Origin of the sequence: Hydrogenophaga sp. (assembly GCF_030656115.1) — a bacterium.
GTDB lineage: Bacteria > Pseudomonadota > Gammaproteobacteria > Burkholderiales > Burkholderiaceae_C > Hydrogenophaga.
In genome coordinates, this window is the sequence record NZ_JAUSOO010000111.1 from 1 (window position 1) to 14,943 (window position 14,943).

The window sequence follows — 14,943 nt, forward strand, 5'->3', positions numbered from 1 at the left end:
AGCTTCCAGAACGGCAGAAACGCCTCGCGCCGGGCCTGCTCGCGGCCAAGGCCAACATCCTTGAGCTGTTCGTCGGTCAATCTCAGCAGCGCCCGGCGTGTGGTCAGGCGCAACCAGAATGCGTTCCTGCAGCGCTTTGGCCGAGAAGCCACCAAACACCACGCTGTGGGTGGCGCCGATGCGGGCGCAGGCCTGCATGGCCACCACGCCTTCAATGGTCATGGGCATGTAGATGACGACGCGGTCGCCCTTTTTGACGCCTTTGGCCTTAAGTGCATTGGCAAACTGCGACACCTTGGCCAACAGTTCTTTGTAGGTCACCTTGGTCACTTCGCCGCCGTCGGCTTCAAAGATGATGGCGGTCTTGTTCTCCACCGGGGTACCCATGTGGCGGTCCAGGCAGTTGTACGAGGCGTTCAGCTCGCCATCTTCAAACCACGTGTAGAACGGGGCGTTCGACTCGTCAAGCGTCTTGGTGAAGGGCTTGTGCCAGGTCAACGTTTCGCGGGCGCGCTTGGCCCAGAAACCCTCAAAGTCGTTTTCAGCCTCGGCACACAGTGCGTTGTAGGCATCCATGCCCGAAATACGGGCGGCCTTGACCGTCGCCTCGGTGGGTTCAAAAACGCGGTTTTCGACCAGGGTGGATTGAATGGACGTCGACGGTGCGGACATAGGCAGTCTCCTCGGGTGTATGGGTAACAGATCAGCTATCGAATGTGCGCAAAGGCTCTTACGAGCCACTTACATGGCCTGCAGGTTCCCAGGCCCGTCGAACCACGGAGCACTGGCCGGCACCCCTAAAATGAGGACCCTACTTTATCCTTTACCTTGGCTCCTTCGGCAACCATGCCCGATTCACACCCCGACTCCAACCCAGCCCTGCGCATGCGCCTGGGCGCGCTCCTGGCCAATGCCCGATTTCAACAGTTCATCATCGTGCTGATCGTGATCAATGCGGTGTTGTTGGGGATGGAAACCTCGGGCACCCTGATGGCCCAATACGGATCCACCCTGCTGGCACTCGACCGCGCCATTCTGGCGGTGTTCGTGCTGGAAATTGCCATGCGCCTCTATGTGTACCGCGCGGCATTTTTCCGCGACCCCTGGAGCCTGTTCGATTTTGCGGTGGTGGGCATCGCGCTGGTGCCAGCCAGCGGCCCCTTCGCGGTGTTGCGCGCCTTGCGCGTGCTTCGGGTACTGCGCATGCTCACCATGGTGCCTTCCATGCGCCGGGTGGTAGGCGCCCTGCTGTCGGCAATCCCTGGACTGTCGTCCATTGCTCTGGTGCTGTTGCTCGTCTTCTACGTGTTTGCCGTGATCGCCACGCACCTGTTCGGCGCAGACTTTCCGGAGTGGTTTGGCCACCTGGGACGGTCGCTGTACACCCTGTTCCAGGTCATGACGCTGGAGAGTTGGTCCATGGGCATCGCCCGGCCGGTGATGGAGATCGCGCCCTTTTCCTGGATCTTCTTCATCATCTTCATCCTCTTCGCCACCTTCACGATGCTGAACCTGTTCATCGCGATCATCGTCAACGCGATGCAGACTTTTAACGAGGGCGAACACCAGTCCACGGTAGAGGCGGTGGAGCAGGTTGGCCAGACCATTGAACACCAGCTGCATGCAGAGGTGCAACTGCTGCGCCAGGAAATCAGCGAACTCAAGGGCCTGCTGCGTGGAGCGGGCGGTACAGTTGACGCCAACGGCTCACCGGTCGCGGCAACGAAGCTCAGCTGAACGCCCCAAAGGCCCTGTTGCAAGCCCGCCTCAGCGCCCCACCATGGCAGCGGGATCCACCCACCGATCAAACTGCTCACCGGTCACATGGCCCAAGGCCAGGGCAGCAGCCCGCAAAGTGGAGCCGTCCCGGCTCGCCTTTTTGGCGATCTCTGCCGCCTTGTCGTAGCCGATGTGTGCATTCAGGGCGGTCACCAGCATCAAGGAGCGCTCCACCATCTCGGCCATGCGGCCCGTGTCCGGCTCGATGCCTTCCGCGCAATGCACACGAAAGCTGTGCATGCCATCGGTCAGCAGACGCACGCTTTGCAGAAAATTGTGCGCAACCATGGGCCGAAACACATTGAGTTCAAAGTTGCCCGACGCCCCCCCCAGGTTGATGGCCACGTCGTTGCCCATCACCTGACAACACAGCATTGTCAGCGCTTCGCACTGCGTCGTGTTGACCTTGCCCGGCATGATGGACGACCCGGGCTCGTTTTCGGGAATGCGGATTTCGCCCAGGCCACAACGCGGCCCGCTCGCCAGCCAACGCACATCGTTGGCGATTTTCATCAGGCTTGCGGCCAGCGTCTTCAATGCGCCGTGTGCATGCACCAGTGCATCGCAGCTGGCCAGCGCTTCAAATTTGTTGGGCGCCGTAACCAGAGGAAGGCCTGCACTGCGGGCCAGCTCGGCGGCCACGGCCACATCAAAACCCGCCGGTGCGTTGAGCCCGGTGCCCACGGCTGTGCCACCCAGCGCCAGCTCGCACAGGTGGGGAAGCGCTGCGCGCACATGGCGATCCGCGTGCGACAGCTGAGCGGCCCAACCCGATATTTCCTGCCCCAGCGTCAGCGGGGTCGCATCCTGCAAATGGGTGCGGCCCATTTTTACAATGCCGTCAAACGCCACCGCCTTCGCGGCCAGCGCATCGTGCAGGCCCGCCAGCGCTGGCAGCAAGCCATGCACCAGGCCCTGTACCGCGGCCAGGTGCATGGCGGTGGGAAACACATCGTTGGACGACTGGCTGCGGTTCACATCGTCATTCGGGTGCACCAGACGGCCGACGCCGCGGGGGCCACCCAGCAGCTCGCTGGCCCGGTTGGCCAGCACCTCGTTCACGTTCATGTGGGTCTGGGTGCCCGAGCCGGTCTGCCAGACCATCAGCGGGAATTCGTCAGTGTGCTGGCCGCCCATCACCTCGTCGGCTGCGGCCACAATGGCTTGCGCCTTGTCGGCGTCCAGCCCGGCCAGTCGGTTGTTCACCAAGGCGCAGGCCCGTTTGACCTGGGCCAGCGCGTGAATCAGCTCGCTCGGCATGCGCTCGCCCGAAATATGGAAATATTGCAGCGAGCGCTGCGTCTGCGCGCCCCACAAACGGTGGGAGGGCACCGCGATGGGGCCCATGCTGTCCGACTCGGTGCGGGTGTCTGATTCAGCGGTCATGGCGAAGCCTCCGGTCGTCAGCCAGCCCAAGGACTGACCTGTCAAAATAACGTGTTGCGCACACCGTAGCAGAGTCGGCGCCGCGCATCCACCGCAGCAGCCGCTATCCAAGCCAACCCACTTGCCCATAACACCCACGCCATGACCACGAGCATCCGCCAGAACGACCTGATCGAATCCGTTGCCGCCGCCCTGCAGTACATCAGCTACTACCACCCGGCCGACTACATCGCCCATCTGGCGCGTGCCTACGAGCGCGAGCAAAGCCCGGCCGCGAAAGACGCGATTGCGCAGATTCTGACCAACAGCAAGATGAGCGCCACGGGCCACCGCCCGATCTGCCAGGACACCGGCATCGTGAACGTGTTCCTGAAGGTGGGCATGGACGTGCGCTGGGACGGCTTTACCGGTAGCCTGGACGATGCCATCAACGAAGGCGTGCGCCAGGGCTACAACCACCCCGACAACACGCTGCGCGCCAGCGTGGTGGCCGACCCGCAGTTCGACCGCAAAAACACCAAGGACAACACCCCTGCCGTGATCTTTACCGAGATCGTGCCGGGCAACACGGTCGAAGTGACCGTGGCCGCCAAGGGCGGTGGTTCGGAAAACAAGTCCAAGATGGTCATGCTCAACCCTGGCGACAACGTGGTCGACTGGGTGCTGAAAACCGTGCCGACCATGGGTGCCGGCTGGTGCCCGCCGGGCATGCTCGGCATTGGCATTGGCGGCACCGCTGAAAAGGCCGTGCTGATGGCGAAAGAGAGCCTGATGGACGACCTGGACATGTACGAGCTGCAGACCAAAGCATCCAAAGGCGAGACGCTCAGCAAAGTGGAAGAGATGCGCCTGGAGCTGTTTGAAAAGGTCAACGCCCTGGGCATCGGCGCGCAAGGCCTGGGTGGCCTGACCACCGTGCTCGACGTGAAGATCAAGATGTACCCGACCCACGCGGCCAGCAAGCCCGTGGCCATGATCCCCAACTGCGCCGCCACCCGCCACGCGCACTTCGTGCTGGATGGCTCCGGTCCCGTGTACATCACCCCTCCCAGCCTGGACCTGTGGCCCAACGTCAACTGGACGCCCGACACCGAGAAGAGCCAGCGCGTCAACCTCGACACGCTCACCGCGGCCGAAGTGGCCAGCTGGAAGCCCGGCCAGACGCTGTTGCTCAACGGCAAGATGCTGACCGGCCGGGATGCCGCGCACAAACGCATCCAGGACATGCTGGCCAAAGGCGAGAAGCTGCCGGTGGACTTCACCAACCGCATCATTTATTACGTGGGTCCGGTCGATCCGGTCAAAGGCGAAGCGGTGGGCCCCGCAGGCCCGACCACCGCCACCCGCATGGACGGCTTCACCGAAATGATGCTGGCCCAGACCGGCCTGATTGCCATGGTGGGCAAGGCCGAGCGTGGCCCGGTCGCCATTGAGGCGATCAAAAAACACAAGAGCGCCTACCTCATGGCCGTGGGCGGCGCCGCCTACCTCGTGTCCAAAGCCATCAAGACCGCCCAGGTGGTGGGCTTTGCCGACCTTGGCATGGAAGCCATCTACGAGTTTGACGTGGTCGACATGCCCGTGACCGTGGCGGTGGACGCGGGCGGCACCAGCGCCCACATCACGGGCCCGGCCGAGTGGAGCAAACGCATCGCCACCGGTGAATTCAAGGGCATCACGGTCGCTGGCGCTTGAAGACCATCGGGGTTTTTGACAGCGGGGTGGGCGGCCTGAGTGTGCTGCGCGCCCTGCTGACTGAAATACCCGAGGCCCAATTTGTCTATGTGGCCGACAGTGCCTTTGCGCCTTATGGCGAGCGCAGCGCGCAGGCCGTTGTCAATCGCTCCCGCCGCATCGCTGCCCACCTTCGGCAACACCACGCTGTTGACGCGCTGGTGGTGGCCTGCAACACCGCCACAGCGATGGCGGTTGACGAACTGCGGCGCATCTATCCCCATCTGCCAATTGTGGGCGTGGAGCCTGCACTGAAAACGGCCGCGGCCTTGAGCCGCACCGGGCACATTGGCGTGCTCGCCACACGCGGCACGCTGGACAGCGTGCGCTTTGCCCAATTGCGAAGTCGCGTGGAGGACTCAGCACCCCGCATTCACTTCAGCTGCCAGCCCTGCGACGGTCTGGCCGATGCCATTGAGCGCGCCGACCCGACCACCACGCAGCGCCTCTGCGAGCGCTATCTGCAAGCCGTGCAAGCACTGAAAGATCCAACACACCGCATTGACACACTGGTACTGGGATGTACGCACTACCCTTTCGCGGCCCCTGTGCTGCGCCAACTCTGCGGCTCTGGCGTGGCGCTGGTGGAAACGGGCTTGCCGGTGGCACGCCGCACCCGAGCGGTTCTGGGAATCGATGCAGCAGCAGTGCATCGCGGCCCTGTCGCGCCGTTCAGGCTGCAACTGCTTTCCACAGGCGATCCGGCAGCGCTCACCTTGGCCGCACAGCGCTGGCTTTGCACGTCAGCCACCGCAGTCCGCCTAGTCTGCTGAGCTTTTTGAGGACCTTGAACGCCACACCGCCACCCGTCCGTGCACTAGCCCATATACCTTGTTGACACCCTCAGGCCTGAGCGACGCTACTGCAGCAAGTACACAACGGGCGATCAAAAAAGTGCTGAAGTTGCGTCCTTTGAAAGGCTGGAGGCCCAAGGCTGTCATGACCTCAAGCGCTCAAACTGCCCGGTGCAGACCCGCATGCCGGGTGGTATGGCAAAAGCACCTCTTGAACGGGGGCTCGCCAAGTTCACTGTGCTCCTGGCCCTACAGCGGCCTCAGTTTGCTCAACTCAGCCCGCAAACGGGGTAGAGCGGCCTGCATGGCAGCGCGGCCGGCTTCAATGGAGCGCTGGCGCGCCGTGAAATCCGCACCGCCCACGCCCGACAAGGCAGGCCGCAACACCACTTCGGCGCTGGCCAGTTCGTGCCGGTTGATCGTCTGCCCCATGATGGCCGTGGTTTGCAGCAGCAATTTCAGCAGCCCGTTGGCGTCGTTACCTTGCGGGTCGCTGGAAATGTCTACAGCCAACACCACCTCAGCCCCCATGGCACGCGCGTGGCTCACGGGCACAGGCGCCACCAAACCGCCGTCCACATAGTCTCGGCCCGAAATATTGACCGGCGTAAACACGCCGGGTACAGCGCTGGAAGCCCGCACGGCCTGCGCTGCATCACCACGCCGAAACAAAACGCCTTGCCCTGTGCTGAGATCGGTCGCCAGGATACCCAGGGGCAGCCTCATGTTCTCGATCAAACGACCGTCCACAGCCTGCCGCACATAGCGCGCCAGAGCCTCACCGCGGAGCATGCCGCGCCCCATGATGGGCAGCGACCAATCGGTCAAAGTGGCCTCTTCCATCGTCATGGCCACACGCTCAAGCTCTGCCGCGTTTTTACCGCTGGCATACAACGCGGCAACCAGGCTACCCGCTGATGTACCCACCACCACGTGGGGGCGAATGCCGTGCTGCTCCAACACCTGAATGACACCTACGTGCGCAAAGCCCCGCGCTGCGCCGCCGCCCAACGCCAAACCCAGTCTGGGCGGTCTCAGCGCTGGCGCCACAACCACTGGCGGTGGACTCACTGCGCCCGTGGTGCCAGTTGGTGCATCTGGCGTCGCTCCCGGCAAGCCGGCACAGCCGGCCAGCGCCAGCACAAGCCAAGCATTGATCCAGATCAACGTCTTCTTACTGAGAACAATTCGTGTTTGTGTTAGCATCATATTCAGTTTAATCGGATCCGCTGTGCTGATCAGTTCGTGTGTTCAGCGGGTATTTGCTCATCCATAGAAGATCTCCACATGCATACCCTCATCAAGCTTCCTATTGTCATCGCCACCGCCGTTGCCGCACTCACCGTCCAGTCCCAGGCTGTGGCCCAAGAGAAGGTGCTGAATCTCTATTCGGCCCGCCACTACCAGACCGACGAGGTGATGTACGACACCTTCACCAAAACCACCGGCATCAAGATCAACCGGGTGGACGCCGACGACGCCGGCATTGTGGCCCGCCTGCGCGCCGAAGGCGCTGCCTCGCCCGCCGACGTGATCTTGCTGGTGGACGCTGCCCGCATGGCCTCGGCCGACAGCCAGGGCTTGTTCCAGCCCATCAAGTCGGCCAAGCTGGACGCGGCCATTCCTGCGAACCTGCGTGCAACCCCCACCGCCGAAGGTGTGACCTGGACCGGCTTCTCGACCCGCGCCCGCGTGATCATTTACGACCCGCTGCGCGTGAAGGCCGCGGACGTGGCCACCTACGACCAACTGGCCGACCCCAAGCTCAAGGGCATGGTGTGCACCCGCTCGGGCTCGCATCCGTACAACCTCTCGCTGTTTGCCACCGTGGTTGAGCGCCTGGGCGATGCCGAAGGTGAAAAATGGCTCAAGGGCGTGGTGGACAACATGGCCCGCGCACCCAAGGGCGGCGACACGGACCAGATCAAAGCGGTTGCTTCTGGCGAGTGCGGTGTTGCGCTGAGCAACACCTATTACGTGGCCCGCCTGATGAAGTCCAGCAAACCTGAAGACCGCGCAGTGATGGAAAAAGTTCGGGTTGTATTCCCCAACCAAGGCACCAGCGGTACCCACGTCAACATTGCAGGTGCTGCTGTGGCCAAGCACGCCAAGAACCGCGACAACGCCATCCAGTTCATGGAGTTCTTGTCGAGCCCGTTTGCGCAAGACTACTTTGCCAACGGCAACAACGAGTTTCCAGCCGTCAAAGGCCTGAAAATCGCCAACCCCGCCATCAAAGCCATGGGCGGCGACAACTTCAAGGCAGAAACCATTCCGCTGGGTGTGGTGGCGAAAAATATGACCAAGGTGCAGCAGATGCTGGACCGCGTGGGGTATCGGTAAGCACACCCCGCTGGTAAATAATTGACCGAAGTGCCCGCTGAAGCGGGCATTTTTGTGCGCCATAATTGACGTTTACGTCAACGTCAATCAACCAACGAGGAGCAACACATGGACATCGCAGGCAAGGTATTCATCGTCACCGGCGGCGCATCAGGACTGGGCGAAGGCACGGCGCGCATGCTGGCGGCCAACGGCGGCACGGTCGTCATCGCCGACATGCAGGTCGAAAAAGGCGAGGCTGTGGCCCAAGAAATTGGCGGCGCATTTGTGAAGTGCGACGTCAGCAACGAGGTCGATGGGCAGGCTGTGGTGGCCCAGGCCACGTCCATGGGCAAGCTCATGGGCCTGATCAACTGCGCTGGTATCGCCCCCGCTGAAAAAACCGTGGGCAAGAACGGTCCCCACAACCTGGGTGTCTACACCAAGACCATCATGGTCAACCTGGTGGGCAGCTTCAACATGATCCGCCTGGCGGCCGACGCCATGTGCAAGAACGAGCCCGAGGCCACCGGCGAGCGCGGTGTGATGATTTCCACCGCCAGCGTGGCGGCTTACGACGGTCAAATTGGCCAAGCGGCCTATGCCGCATCCAAGGGTGGCGTGGTGGGCATGACGCTGCCCATCGCCCGTGACTTGGCGCGCAACGGCATCCGCAACATGACCATCGCCCCCGGCATCTTCGGCACGCCCATGCTGTTTGGAATGCCGCAAGAAGTGCAAGACGCCCTGGCCGCCAGCGTGCCCTTCCCCAGCCGCCTGGGCACCCCCGCCGACTACGCCAAGCTGGCCAAACACATCATTGAAAACGACATGCTCAACGGCGAAGTGATTCGCCTGGATGGCGCCATCCGCTTGGCTCCACGCTGAAAATGGGCGACCAGCACGACTATCATCACGGCATGGACACCAAACTGCTCGAACTGCTGGTCTGCCCGGTCACCAAAGGCCCACTGATCTACAACCGCGACAAACAGGAACTGCTGTCGCGAAGTGCCCGTCTGGCCTACCCGGTGCGCGACGGCATTCCGATCTTGCTGGAACACATGGCCCGCCCACTCACGGACGAAGAGGCGGCACGCCCCCCGGCACCTGCGCCGCACCCATGAACACCACACACCAGCCAGCAGGAAGCTTCACTGTTCTGATTCCGGCACGGCTGTCGTCCAGCCGACTGCCCAACAAGCCTCTGGCCGATCTGGCCGGCTTGCCCATGGTCGTGCGGGTGGCCCAGCGTGCGCGGCTGAGTCAAGCCAGCCGCTGCGTGGTAGCGGCTGACGATAAAAGCATCGTCCAAGCCTGCGAAGCCCACGGCATCCCTGCGCTGCTCACGCGCACAGACCACGTATCAGGCAGTGACCGCCTCGCTGAAGCATGCGCCTTGCTCGGTTTGTCGGACGATGCTTTGGTGGTCAATGTGCAGGGCGATGAGCCTTTGATTGAGCCCACCCTTGTCAATGCTGTGGCAGCAGAACTGCAGCGCCGACCCGACTGCGTCATGAGCACGGCAGCGTATGCCATCGAACACATGGCAGACTTTCTAAACCCCAATGTGGTCAAAGTGGTGGTGGACAAAGCAAGAACCGCGCTGTATTTCAGCCGAGCGCCCATTGCCTGGTGGCGTGACGGAATGGCCTCGATGGCAGGCGCATTGCTACCCTCACCGGCTCCTTTGCGCCACATAGGCATTTACGGTTATCGCGCTGGCTTTCTGCGGCAATTTCCACGACTCGAGTCAGCTCCCCTGGAAATCACCGAATCGCTGGAGCAGTTGCGCGTGCTGTGGCATGGTGAGCGCATTGCGGTACATCTGAGCACGCTTGCCCCTGGACCGGGTGTGGACACAGCGGAAGACTTGGAGCGTGTCCGCCACCTGCTCATGCGTGATGGTTAACCGACCTTGCGCAGCAGAAGTCGCCTGGAATTGGGTGAGCCGGTCGTAGGCACACCTCTACTTGCCACCGTTTTTGCAGTTCGTGGTACAGGTATCGCATTCGCAGGTGATGCCGCTGCAAACCAGGTGCAGGACGCCGGTGCTGCCGTCTTGGTTTGAAAAGACTTGGTGGACCAAGCGGACAGCCCGAGCAGACCCCGTGAAGCCCGCATAGACAGCGGCTTGCGTTGGAAATGCGGGCTTGTCTACGCGGACGAAACACATTGCATTCCATTCCTCCAGGCTCAACGCCACCAACCGATTGCCTTTGAGGGCTGCGATGAAGTCTTTGCCCTGGCTGGTGATGAACTCAACGTTCCGTGCTTTTCATCCGCCCAACTTATTCCAGCCAAATCCTGCGCAACCTGCGTAAGGTCCGCGACTGAAAGGCCCTTGTTACCCCATAAAACAAGGACGCCTGAAGCACCCGTCCTGTAAGCCAGCGTCGGGTAAGCCCATGCTATCCTTAAGCGGTTTACCCCTGGCCCCGGTCCAGGGGTTGCCGCAAAGACAAGCGGCCTCCCCATTGAAACTCTGAAAAAAGGAATGCAATGAGACTGATTTTGTTGGGCGCTCCGGGTGCAGGCAAGGGTACACAAGCCACCTTCATCTGCCAAAAATACGGCATCCCCCAAATCTCCACTGGTGACATGCTGCGCGCAGCGGTCAAGGCGGGTACGCCGCTCGGCCTGGAAGCCAAAAGCGTTATGGAATCAGGTGGACTGGTCAGCGACGACCTCATCATCAACCTCGTCAAAGAGCGCATCACCCAGGCTGACTGCGCCAACGGTTTCCTGTTTGATGGTTTCCCGCGCACCATCCCGCAAGCCGATGCCATGAAAGCCGCAGGCGTCAAGCTGGACTATGTACTGGAAATCGATGTGCCGTTCGACGCCATCATCGAACGCATGAGCGGCCGCCGCTCACACCCAGCGTCGGGGCGCACCTACCACGTGAAGTTCAACCCGCCCCAAGTTGAAGGTCAAGACGATGTGACCGGTGAACCCCTGATCCAGCGCGAAGACGATAAGGAAGAAACCGTCAAAAAGCGGCTTGAGGTCTACAGCGCTCAAACCCGCCCGCTGGTGGACTACTACAGCCAATGGGCACAAAACGACCCTGCCGCAGCGCCCAAATACCGTGCTATCAGTGGCATGGGTTCGGTAGATGACATCACAACACGCGCCTTCGAGGCTTTGACCGCATAAGTCCCGGATAGATTTGCGAATACGATCAAAAAACCCGGTTGCTCATCGGGTTTTTTTGTATCTGAGCACGCTCAAGCAACGGGCCCCAAGCACCCCGGAATCATGCGACCAACGGGATGTCGCCACGGCGTGAAACATATGCGGCGCTTGGCTCAGCCTGGGAGCAAATCAAGCGCCAATGCAATCCGGGATTTGACGGGGGACAAGCTGGACACCTCGGAAAAGCGCTGCCCCAGATGAGCCAAAACGCGGCCACGCACGCAGCGGCTGCTCAGCACCACCCGAATCCCCTGGGCCTGAGCCTCCAGCAAGGCTATTTCCAAGTTCTTGTGCAAGGTTCCGTTACCGGTACCTGCGACCACAATACCGCGCAGAGGTTGCACCATACCGCTGGCTGCCTGAGCCAACAAAGCCTGCACCATCAGCCCATCCGCATCGGCATGGCTGGTTAACAACACGACGCGAGGAAGTACCAGGCTAGCCTGCACCCGATCATGGGCTGACGCATCAAAGGAGCCGGCAAGACAAGCCTCTGGCCAAGGCCGGAACAACCGAACCATGCCCTCCTCGACACATCCCAAAGGCCCTGCATCACCCGAATCGAAAGCGTCCACGCGGTAAGTGTGCACCTTGGTGACATCGTCAGCACCGTGAATCTGACCGGCACAGACCACAACAACACCCTGCGCACCCACTTGGCGGGCCACGGCCACCGCATCACTTAAATTTTGAGGACCATCAGGCACCAGGGCTGTGGCAGGCCGCATGGCACAAGTCAACACCACCGGTTTGGCAGGTTTCAATACCGATTGAAGAAAAAAAGCAGTTTCCTCAATGGTGTCCGTCCCGTGGGTAATCACAACACCCATCACATCCGACCGACCTAGATGAAAAGCCACCTGCACCGCAAGCGCTTTCCAGACATCAAAGTTCATGTCCTTGCTGTCCAATTGGGCGACCTGCTCCACATCCAATGGCAGGGGTTTCAACATTGGAACAGCGGCGACCAGATCACCCACCGAAACTTGACCGGCCACATACCCCACGTTGTCTCCTGCCAGGGCAGCGCGCCCCGCAATTGTTCCACCGGTCCCCAGAATCACCAGCCGTTGGGCATCTTGTGCTGGTACGGCTTCAATGGCTTGCATGGTCACTTGTAAAACCTCCACAACGAATTAAAAAAGCTCTGTTCGAATGACGCGTTGATGACCCAGCCGTCAGGCATGCTGAAAAGGCTTCTGCCATGACCGGGTACGACAGGCTGGACCATGGCTGCATGAAGCGCACTCGCAGCATGGCTTGCAGCACAGACGGTGGGCGAGCATTGCGCCCCTCGCTGTAAAACCGTGCCATGAACTCCACCAAGGCAGCCCAGGTACCCACGGCTTCCATTTGTTGCAAGAACACCTGCTTGCGGGTCTTGCGCGTGCTTTGGTTGAGATCAAAGCTGCGTTGTTTCATGGTGTCGAAGTGTGCCGCGCTGGGCTTGTATCTGCCATAACCATGGGAAAGGATTTGCAGCGTTTCCGTAAGCCCGGCACCCAAAAGAAACCCCGCAAAAGGCGAAAACCAATGCGCATTCCGTCTCATCCGGCCGCGCCGAAGGCACTGAGCGCCCCCTTGGAGGGGCGCATGGGGCTCTGGGCAGGTTCGTCAGCCCACCGATCACAGGCGCCAATCATGGCATGCCCGCGCGCGGGTCAGGCACGCCGCGCAGCGTCCAGCGCGAGCGGGAGATACAGCGCCACATGCCGGGCAGCGATGTCGTCCACACGGGTGAGCTTGATATGGCGGCGCAGCTTGCCCGAGCCCTGCAAGACATGCTGCGGGTCGGGCATGGCAGCACCGTGCCCAAACTCCAGAGACACGTGAGCGGTATAGGCGAACACGCCGCAGAACGGCACGCCTTGCGCCGAGAACAGGAAACCACCGTACTTGACCTCGTCGGTCGCGCTCGGCACGGTGGTCTGGATCAGCTCGCGCAACTGCGAGACAAGCTGGAAGTGCACCTCGCTGGTGAGACGGATGTCGTTGAGCAGGGCCTGAATGCGGGACGGGTTCATGGTGGTCTGGTCTGAAGCGGACGGGATCAAAGCTTACGGCAGTCGGCTGACACGGCGTCTCAACAGGTGCACTCAGGCGGTGGCGAAGCGGGTTTTCAACTCACCGCGCATCACGCAGTGGTCGACATCCCTCGGTCCAGAGGCGGATGGCGATGGCGTTCTGGCCTCAACCGCGGCCGTTCACCATACGGCATTCCACAGCACTCCGGCAAACACTGCCCAGATCAACACCCGCTTGTGGCACCGACTTCAGCCCTGAAGCTTGCTCTCATATGGCAGAAGTGCCTTGGCCGCGTCGATGCGAAGGACCAACGCAACGCTGGTGTCGTTCAGCACATCGAGCAGGAAACGACTTGGGTTCTGATAGGGGCCGACCAAGGCCGTGTGGTGCGTGTCAGCAACCGCTGCAGGCGCAACCGCGAATGCAGGGGACACCGAGCCAACCGCATCAGCCACGGGCTGCAAATCAAGCAATGCGGCCCGCCAGTCTGCGGCGGCCACGCTGGACAGGCGGCTGAGCAGTTCGGCCTGGGCGTCTTCGCTGGGTGGGAAGTCAAGCGAGGGGTCGTCGCCGAAGACGGCGGGCAGGTCGGGAGCGACGAAGGCAGACCAGCGGCCGGTATCGGGGTGCAACGCGGGAATACGCCCGACCTGGGGGGTGGGCAATGCGGGGGAGGCTTCCAGGCCGGGCCAGCATGGCAGGCGCTCGGGCTTCACACCGGCCAGGTAGCGTTGGCACAGGCCGTGCAGCATGGCGATGGCCTCGGCGCGTGGCACGGGCTGGGCCAGAGAAAACCAGAGTTCGAAAGCGTCCACGCCGTCCACCGCAATGGCCGGGGCGGGCCAGGCCAGGTCGGCCTGCACGCCGCGCCACACCGGTGCCAGGGTGTCCCAGTCGGCGGGATTGCGCAGCGCCAGCACCAAAGCGCGCACAGAACCTTCGGAGGGCTGTTCGGGATTGGCCGGGTGCGCATTTGCTGCGCCGGGTGCCACGCCGGTGTGGGGCAGGTACAGGCGCTGGTACTGGGCTTGGAGTCGGTTCATGCGGGCATGTTACCCGCCAGCGCACTGGCTGGCGGGGTTGCGCTGGGGCGGCTTACTTGCCGCCGCGCGCCTGGGCCACAGCGCCCTGTACTTCTTTCCACAGGCCTTCGCCCACGTTGGCGGCGATGCTGGCGTTGATGGCACCCAGCTTGTCGCGCATGCGGCCGGCTTCGGCCGGTGAGAGCTCGTTGACCTGCATGCCCTTGCTGCGCAGGTCGGCCAGGGCCTTGTCGGCTTCGGCGCGCGTGTCCTGGCGCTCGAAATCGCGGCTCTTCTTGGCGGCGTCGAGCAGGACCTTCTGCTCGTCCTTGCTCAGGCCGTCCCACCATTTCTTGCTCACCAGCACGATCCACGGGCTGTAGACGTGGTTGGTCACGGTCAGGTACTTCTGCACCTCGTAGAACTTGCTGGACAGGATGGTGTTGTACGGGTTCTCCTGGCCGTCGACAGTCTTGGTCTCCAGCGCGGTGAACAGCTCCGAGAACGGCAGCGGCACGGCGTTGGCGCCCAGGGTCTTGAAGCTGTCGATGAACACGTTGTTCTGCATCACGCGCAGCTTGATGCCGTCCATGTCTTCGAGCTTGGTCACGGCGCGCTTGTTGTTGGTGAGGTTGCGGAAACCGTTCTCCCAATACACCAGGCCGACCAGGCCTTTTTCCTGC

Annotated in this window: 16 protein-coding genes; 8 read left to right on the forward strand and 8 right to left on the reverse strand. The window is 61.9% G+C overall.

Annotated features, from left to right (window positions below; all coding sequences use genetic code 11):
- Positions 1–672 (reverse strand): acetyl-coenzyme A synthetase N-terminal domain-containing protein (locus Q7J58_RS13660; RefSeq protein ID WP_304828955.1); only part of this gene is annotated, 672 nt, incomplete at its 3' end.
- 174 nt (positions 673–846) lie between these two features.
- On the opposite strand from Q7J58_RS13660, the gene Q7J58_RS13665 reads away from it, so the two are divergent.
- Positions 847–1,737: an ion transporter gene (locus tag Q7J58_RS13665; protein WP_304828958.1), complete on the forward strand. Its 891-nt coding sequence runs from the start codon at positions 847–849 to the stop codon at positions 1,735–1,737.
- A 30-nt stretch (positions 1,738–1,767) separates the two neighbouring features.
- On the opposite strand, the gene fumC is transcribed toward Q7J58_RS13665, so the two are convergent.
- On the reverse strand, positions 1,768–3,165 hold the full coding sequence (gene fumC / locus Q7J58_RS13670) for a class II fumarate hydratase (RefSeq protein WP_304828961.1): 1,398 nt from the start codon (positions 3,163–3,165) through the stop codon (positions 1,768–1,770).
- Between the two features lie 141 nt (positions 3,166–3,306).
- Here fumC and Q7J58_RS13675 point away from each other — a divergent pair, with 141 nt between their 5' ends.
- Together Q7J58_RS13675 and murI are read left to right on the forward strand one after the other, a co-directional pair.
- Positions 3,307–4,860 (forward strand): fumarate hydratase, encoded by a 1,554-nt coding sequence (locus Q7J58_RS13675; protein ID WP_304828963.1) that lies wholly within the window; start codon positions 3,307–3,309, stop codon positions 4,858–4,860.
- The gene (gene murI, locus Q7J58_RS13680; protein WP_304828966.1) at positions 4,857–5,672 is read left to right on the forward strand and encodes a glutamate racemase; all 816 of its coding nucleotides are present in this window, start codon (positions 4,857–4,859) and stop codon (positions 5,670–5,672) included. Before Q7J58_RS13675 ends, murI begins: the two co-directional genes overlap by 4 nt.
- Before the next feature lie 270 nt (positions 5,673–5,942).
- On the opposite strand, the gene Q7J58_RS13685 is transcribed toward murI, so the two are convergent.
- Positions 5,943–6,764, reverse strand: coding sequence for a patatin-like phospholipase family protein (locus Q7J58_RS13685; RefSeq protein ID WP_304828969.1), 822 nt, complete (start codon positions 6,762–6,764; stop codon positions 5,943–5,945).
- A 216-nt stretch (positions 6,765–6,980) separates the two neighbouring features.
- Here Q7J58_RS13685 and Q7J58_RS13690 point away from each other — a divergent pair, with 216 nt between their 5' ends.
- From Q7J58_RS13690 to adk, 5 genes are all read left to right on the forward strand, one after another.
- Positions 6,981–8,036 carry an extracellular solute-binding protein gene (locus tag Q7J58_RS13690; RefSeq protein ID WP_336623498.1) on the forward strand — a complete coding sequence of 352 codons (1,056 nt, stop codon included), beginning with the start codon at positions 6,981–6,983 and terminating at the stop codon, positions 8,034–8,036.
- A gap of 108 nt (positions 8,037–8,144) precedes the next feature.
- Positions 8,145–8,903 (forward strand): 3-hydroxyacyl-CoA dehydrogenase, encoded by a 759-nt coding sequence (locus tag Q7J58_RS13695; RefSeq protein ID WP_304828972.1) that lies wholly within the window; start codon positions 8,145–8,147, stop codon positions 8,901–8,903.
- Positions 8,904–8,935: 32 nt separating this feature from the next.
- Positions 8,936–9,142 carry a Trm112 family protein gene (locus tag Q7J58_RS13700; RefSeq protein WP_304828974.1) on the forward strand — a complete coding sequence of 69 codons (207 nt, stop codon included), beginning with the start codon at positions 8,936–8,938 and terminating at the stop codon, positions 9,140–9,142.
- The gene (gene kdsB / locus Q7J58_RS13705) at positions 9,139–9,927 is read left to right on the forward strand and encodes a 3-deoxy-manno-octulosonate cytidylyltransferase (RefSeq protein ID WP_304828978.1); all 789 of its coding nucleotides are present in this window, start codon (positions 9,139–9,141) and stop codon (positions 9,925–9,927) included. Before Q7J58_RS13700 ends, kdsB begins: the two co-directional genes overlap by 4 nt.
- Positions 9,928–10,517: 590 nt before the next feature.
- The gene (gene adk / locus Q7J58_RS13710; RefSeq protein WP_304828981.1) at positions 10,518–11,174 is read left to right on the forward strand and encodes an adenylate kinase; all 657 of its coding nucleotides are present in this window, start codon (positions 10,518–10,520) and stop codon (positions 11,172–11,174) included.
- A gap of 152 nt (positions 11,175–11,326) precedes the next feature.
- Here adk and Q7J58_RS13715 read toward each other — a convergent pair whose 3' ends face one another.
- From Q7J58_RS13715 to Q7J58_RS13735, 5 genes are all read right to left on the reverse strand, one after another.
- Positions 11,327–12,322 carry an asparaginase gene (locus Q7J58_RS13715; protein ID WP_304828984.1) on the reverse strand — a complete coding sequence of 332 codons (996 nt, stop codon included), beginning with the start codon at positions 12,320–12,322 and terminating at the stop codon, positions 11,327–11,329.
- Positions 12,309–12,635: a hypothetical protein gene (locus Q7J58_RS13720; protein ID WP_304828986.1), complete on the reverse strand. Its 327-nt coding sequence runs from the start codon at positions 12,633–12,635 to the stop codon at positions 12,309–12,311. The genes Q7J58_RS13715 and Q7J58_RS13720 overlap by 14 nt, the downstream gene beginning before the upstream one ends.
- Before the next feature lie 239 nt (positions 12,636–12,874).
- On the reverse strand, positions 12,875–13,237 hold the full coding sequence (locus Q7J58_RS13725; protein ID WP_304828989.1) for a DUF1801 domain-containing protein: 363 nt from the start codon (positions 13,235–13,237) through the stop codon (positions 12,875–12,877).
- Between the two features lie 249 nt (positions 13,238–13,486).
- Complete coding sequence (locus Q7J58_RS13730) at positions 13,487–14,281, reverse strand: hypothetical protein (RefSeq protein ID WP_304828992.1); 795 nt, start codon at positions 14,279–14,281, stop codon at positions 13,487–13,489.
- 52 nt (positions 14,282–14,333) lie between these two features.
- Positions 14,334–14,943 (reverse strand): DctP family TRAP transporter solute-binding subunit (locus Q7J58_RS13735; protein ID WP_304828995.1); only part of this gene is annotated, 610 nt, incomplete at its 5' end.

Bases quoted from the DNA above. Each gene is read 5' to 3' on its own strand.
- Q7J58_RS13725 (WP_304828989.1), bottom strand. From the start codon at position 13,237: ATGAACCCGTCCCGCATTCAGGCCCTGCTCAACGACATCCGTCTCACC.
- Q7J58_RS13700 (WP_304828974.1), top strand. From the start codon at position 8,936: ATGGACACCAAACTGCTCGAACTGCTGGTCTGCCCGGTCACCAAAGGC.
- Q7J58_RS13665 (WP_304828958.1), top strand. From the start codon at position 847: ATGCCCGATTCACACCCCGACTCCAACCCAGCCCTGCGCATGCGCCTG.
- Q7J58_RS13695 (WP_304828972.1), top strand. From the start codon at position 8,145: ATGGACATCGCAGGCAAGGTATTCATCGTCACCGGCGGCGCATCAGGA.
- kdsB (WP_304828978.1), top strand. From the start codon at position 9,139: ATGAACACCACACACCAGCCAGCAGGAAGCTTCACTGTTCTGATTCCG.
- Q7J58_RS13715 (WP_304828984.1), bottom strand. From the start codon at position 12,322: ATGCAAGCCATTGAAGCCGTACCAGCACAAGATGCCCAACGGCTGGTG.
- Q7J58_RS13690 (WP_336623498.1), top strand. From the start codon at position 6,981: ATGCATACCCTCATCAAGCTTCCTATTGTCATCGCCACCGCCGTTGCC.
- adk (WP_304828981.1), top strand. From the start codon at position 10,518: ATGAGACTGATTTTGTTGGGCGCTCCGGGTGCAGGCAAGGGTACACAA.
- Q7J58_RS13720 (WP_304828986.1), bottom strand. From the start codon at position 12,635: ATGAAACAACGCAGCTTTGATCTCAACCAAAGCACGCGCAAGACCCGC.
- Q7J58_RS13730 (WP_304828992.1), bottom strand. From the start codon at position 14,281: ATGAACCGACTCCAAGCCCAGTACCAGCGCCTGTACCTGCCCCACACC.
- Q7J58_RS13675 (WP_304828963.1), top strand. From the start codon at position 3,307: ATGACCACGAGCATCCGCCAGAACGACCTGATCGAATCCGTTGCCGCC.
- fumC (WP_304828961.1), bottom strand. From the start codon at position 3,165: ATGACCGCTGAATCAGACACCCGCACCGAGTCGGACAGCATGGGCCCC.